Raw genomic sequence first — 3,347 nt, 5'->3', positions numbered from 1 at the left:
CCTGATCGACACGACGAACACGGGGTGGGGACTTTTATCTGGCCACCAGTGGGGACCTCAACCTGGCCACCAGTGGGTACTTTGTCATGGCCACGGACAAGACGCGCTCGCGATCGTTTGAAAGGCGGGTAGTGCAGTCCACTTCTGAAACAATGCAGTCGTCTTCTGAAACTGACAGCCGGATCGATATTCGAGACTCAATCGTGATGTGTCTCAGAAACCTGTCTCAAGCTCTGACGCGCCGCCTGTGCCTTGTCGGCCGTTTCTGAGACAGTCATCCTCGTGAGCGCCGTTTTGGGATACATGAGGGTCTCGACCACCGATCAGTCGCTGGATCTACAGAGAGACGCACTGACAGCCGCCGGCTGCTTCCGCATCTGGGAAGAGGTCGCATCCGGAGCAGACAAAGACCGACCTCAGTTGCAGCTGCTCCTCGAGAGCCTGCGCGTCGGCGACGTCGTCGCAGTATGGCGACTCGATCGACTCGGCCGCTCACTGAGCCACCTCATCGAAACCGTCAACCTCATCGAAACCAAAGGTGCAACACTGCGCAGCATCACCGAAGGCATCGACACCTCGACAGTCGGAGGACGCCTGACCTACAACATCTTCGGCTCCCTCGCCGAATTCGAACGAGACCTCGTCAAAGAACGCACCATGGCCGGCCTCGCCGCCGCACGAGCCCGCGGCCGCATCGGTGGACAACCAGCCAAGATCGACGCCGACAAAGCTCGTCACATCCGCAGAATGCTCGACGACGGCACACCCAAAACCGAAATCGCATCAGTACTCGGAATCGGCCGCGCCACCCTCTACCGGCACCTCAGTTCGCCTGCGGGTTAAGCGATTAGCTCCCATCACGGTGTACGTCCGGCCCCGGGTTCCTTTGGCGAGACACTTCCACCGGGTACACCAAAACGGCGACAGGAGGGGTCGCACGCCCTCTGTCTCTGCCAAGGAAAATTGGCGGCTCGCAAGGTCAGGACCGGAACAAATTTCCGTACAGCTGTGCAATGGATTCGAAGACTTCTACGGGATCCACATAATTGTTCTTGTCTCGTAACGCGTCTTCGAGGGCATCTTCGTCCACGATGTTGTCGGGGACCAGCACGTGCCACTTGTAACCCCGCGGTTGTGGACGAACTCCTGCCGAGGCCAAATATGCATTGATGTCCTCGTTCTGCGCACGCAAATCTTCTTCAGTGAAGGCCTCGAACCAAACTTCCTGCGGGTCACCAGTTGCCTGGTGACCGCGTGACACTTTCACTGGCGGATGCAGCGCCGCTGGATACGACGTCCGAAAGCATCGGCCCGGACCCGCAACCCAGGCAGTCAACGCCCCATGACCGTTGGCGACGAGCGGTACGTATCGACCCGCAGGCAGACCTTCAGGTATCTCACCCTCGACATCCGCGACCGGGTAATCGCCCCAGTATTGAGCCATACCGTCTCCTTCAGGCTGAAACGAACTCTGGCCTCGGCCGCCGAAGCGCCGAGGCCAGAGCCGACGATCAAGATGCTAACCGATCTGGAACGACCCGACGGGGTCCCCGGTCTGTGACAGCAGGGGAATCGTTCGGGGAGCAGGCGTCGCAGCAGCGTCGACTACCGAACCAACCAAATCGTCCGACCTGACGTACCCCAGCTCACCATCGGTACCGATGGCGCTGACCAGGTCAGGGAGTTCAGCATCTGCCTGCGCGGCCTCGCCGGTTCCGTAGCTCTCACCGTCCGGATTTGTTCCTTGTGCGCGCGCAGCGTCGCCGTCTGCACGAGGTGCAGCCAGGGCAGCGGGGGCAGGGTACTGGAGGGGGTCGGACGGGAAGGTGACGTACTCCGACATGTTTCCACCGGACGGCCACACCGCCACGAATCCATGACTGTTGTAGAAGCCGGGTCCGCAGTCTCGAGTGGACGTAGCGGTCTGAGAACTCGTGTTGAACAGGTTGAACTGGTAGTCCGTCGCCGAGCACAACGCACCCTCCCGGAAGAGGCGGGCTTTGGAGCCGATAACACCCTGCGGCACAGTGCTTCCGAAGGCCGTGTAAACACGCGTCGACGCTTTGGGAACTCCGGCGTTGTCGATCGTCGACGTATGAAGGTACAGCGTTCCGTTCACTGGAGGTGTCGAACCGATCCACCCAGTCCGAACTTCCGCACCCGCAGGAGCGGTGGACAGTACTGCGAGCAGGGCGGCAGCTCCGACCGTGAATCCAATCGATGCGGCATTGCGAATAGTCATGTAAGACCTCTCCTTGATGGATGCTGGATCAGCTGGGGTTGAAGTAGCAACGACCGTTGTTGGTAGGGCACACAAATCGTCCGGTCTCAGGAGGCTTGGGGTAGGTCGGAATCGAGAGAGCGTACTCGAACCCCTCTGCGGAATACTGCCCTCGTCCTTCGGCGAAATATGTGCCAGCATCGTCCAGCCGGTTTCCGTAAATCGGGCCGTTCGAGAACCGTCGTTGATTAGGAGCGTCTCGAATAGTGAACGGTGAACCGGCATAATGGATTCCGCAATTGCTGTCCGGATAGGGTCCAGGAACAACCTCACGGCAGTGGATCTCTGACCGCTGGAACGTCAGTGCCGGACCGTTCTCGAGGATCATCGTGGTCGTCCACTGCGCCTGCCGGCCATTCAGATTGGTGCGGATGATGTAGTCCCACTGCCCCTGTGCGCCCTCGTCGTCACCCCAAGAGAAATTGAACTTGACCTCGCCCCCGAAACCGGACTCGAGTACTCGAGGGCATGAAATCTGTCCCTCTTCACACCATGTGTCGTAGTCGTCAGGGTCAGGTAAGTCGCGACGCTGCGGCGCGGGCGCAGGTGCGAGGTCTGGTCGGGGTTCTACCGGAAGTACTTCGGTGACCCCATCGGAGCTGAGAATCGGCCCCATGCAGGTCCAAGACTCCAGCTTTCGCACCGATACTGCCTCGTCGATGCACTGTGCCTCTGCACCGGGGGTATTCAAATACTCCAGTGGTACTTCGTCGACGGCCACATCCGACGGAACGGAAGGTTCCGGAATGGCCGGGTCGTCGGGGGCTGCCAACGCAATCGAGGGACTGACCAGCATGAGAGCGGTCACCCCAGCTATTGCCAGCATGGATCGGATCCGGGACTGTCTGGACGGCAACTTCGTCAGCATGTGGGTGTTCCTGACTTGTCATTGGTCGACATATTCGAGCGCGAACGGAATCAATGCAGAATGCACCGAATGCGTTCTCTACCAACAGGTCTGCAGCAATGACGGCGCTCATCGAAATTCAGCAGTGACGCTCACAAAAATTCATCACCCGTGTGGCACCGCCAACGAGGGCGGGTCTCCAACGAAGCTGGTGGTCTC

General features: G+C 59.6%; 5 protein-coding genes. 2 read left to right on the top strand and 3 right to left on the bottom strand.

Annotated elements, in window-relative coordinates; all coding sequences use genetic code 11:
• Positions 1-282 precede the first annotated feature (282 nt).
• Positions 283-843, top strand: coding sequence for a recombinase family protein (locus tag CH292_RS27500; RefSeq protein ID WP_094656313.1), 561 nt, complete (start codon positions 283-285; stop codon positions 841-843).
• Positions 844-979: 136 nt separating this feature from the next.
• Here CH292_RS27500 and CH292_RS27495 read toward each other — a convergent pair whose 3' ends face one another.
• From CH292_RS27495 to CH292_RS27485, 3 genes are all read right to left on the bottom strand, one after another.
• Positions 980-1,444 carry a DUF5956 family protein gene (locus CH292_RS27495; protein ID WP_094656312.1) on the bottom strand — a complete coding sequence of 155 codons (465 nt, stop codon included), beginning with the start codon at positions 1,442-1,444 and terminating at the stop codon, positions 980-982.
• A 75-nt stretch (positions 1,445-1,519) separates the two neighbouring features.
• On the bottom strand, positions 1,520-2,242 hold the full coding sequence (locus CH292_RS27490; protein ID WP_094656311.1) for a hypothetical protein: 723 nt from the start codon (positions 2,240-2,242) through the stop codon (positions 1,520-1,522).
• A gap of 28 nt (positions 2,243-2,270) precedes the next feature.
• Entirely contained in the window at positions 2,271-3,077 is an 807-nt protein-coding gene (locus tag CH292_RS27485; protein WP_218830211.1) for a hypothetical protein, read from the bottom strand.
• Here CH292_RS27485 and CH292_RS29200 point away from each other — a divergent pair.
• Positions 3,076-3,347: hypothetical protein (locus CH292_RS29200; protein ID WP_218830210.1), on the top strand; the 272-nt coding region annotated here is incomplete at its 3' end. The two genes, CH292_RS27485 and CH292_RS29200, sit on opposite strands and share 2 nt — an antisense overlap.

Source organism: Rhodococcus sp. 14-2470-1a (assembly GCF_002259425.1).
Taxonomy (GTDB): domain Bacteria; phylum Actinomycetota; class Actinomycetes; order Mycobacteriales; family Mycobacteriaceae; genus Rhodococcoides; species Rhodococcoides fascians_E.
The sequence above is the reverse complement of the archived record's forward strand: the minus strand, read 5'-3'. Positions and strand labels throughout refer to the sequence as shown.

Excerpts from the sequence above, each read along its gene's own strand:
- CH292_RS27485 (WP_218830211.1), bottom strand. The coding sequence starts at position 3,077 with ATGCTGGTCAGTCCCTCGATTGCGTTGGCAGCCCCCGACGACCCGGCC.
- CH292_RS27490 (WP_094656311.1), bottom strand. The coding sequence starts at position 2,242 with ATGACTATTCGCAATGCCGCATCGATTGGATTCACGGTCGGAGCTGCC.
- CH292_RS27495 (WP_094656312.1), bottom strand. The coding sequence starts at position 1,444 with ATGGCTCAATACTGGGGCGATTACCCGGTCGCGGATGTCGAGGGTGAG.